Genomic DNA, 684 nt, shown 5'->3' with positions numbered 1-684 from the left:
CCCCCCCGCCCCTTCTCCTTTGCCACCGTCGCCGATCCCTTGGGTTGGCACGAGCAGGGGGATGGAAAGTTCTTCCTCGGGCTCTGCATCGAAAACGGCCGCATCCTCGATCGGCCGGAGCGGCGACTGCGCCAAGCGCTGCGGGCGGTCGCCACCGAGTTCGGCTTTCCCATCCGCCTCACCGCCAACGGGAATCTCTTTTTGGCCAATATCCCGCGGGAGCGGAAGGTCCAACTGGGCGAACTTCTCGCAGGCTACGGGGTTTCCTCTGCTCCTCCAAGGACCGCGACGAGGAGCATCTGCCATGCCTGCGTCGCCCTCCCGACCTGCGGACTCGCCCTCGCGGAGAGTGAACGTGTCTTCCCGGCGCTGATGGACAAAATCGACGGAATCCTGGAAGATCTCGGTCTGCAAGAGGAGCCGATCCTGATCCGGATGAGCGGCTGCCCGAACGGCTGCTCCCGGCCCTACAACGCCGATTTGGCTTTCGTCGGCCGCGCTCCCGGCAAATATGCCTTCTTCGCAGGCGGCAGCCTCGCGGGCGACCGGCTCGCGGGCTTGGAAAAGAAGAGCGTCGGCTTCGAAGAAATCCCCAGCCTGGTTCGCTCCTACTTGGAAGCGTTTGCGCGGGAGCGTCTGCCCGAAGAGAGCTTCAGCCAATATTGGGCGCGGACCCGCCCGCGC

The 684-nt window shown here is 65.1% G+C and carries 1 protein-coding gene; it reads left to right on the top strand.

The annotated features are described in order from the left end of the window. Window positions 1-684 (top strand): ferredoxin-like domain-containing protein (locus FN369_RS01375; RefSeq protein WP_512698699.1); only part of this gene is annotated, 684 nt, incomplete at both ends.

The sequence above is a fragment of the Methylacidimicrobium cyclopophantes genome (assembly GCF_902143385.2).
Classification (GTDB): Bacteria; Verrucomicrobiota; Verrucomicrobiia; order Methylacidiphilales; family Methylacidiphilaceae; genus Methylacidimicrobium; species Methylacidimicrobium cyclopophantes.
Note: the sequence above shows the minus strand (reverse complement) of the source record. Positions and strands in the feature narration are given on the sequence as shown.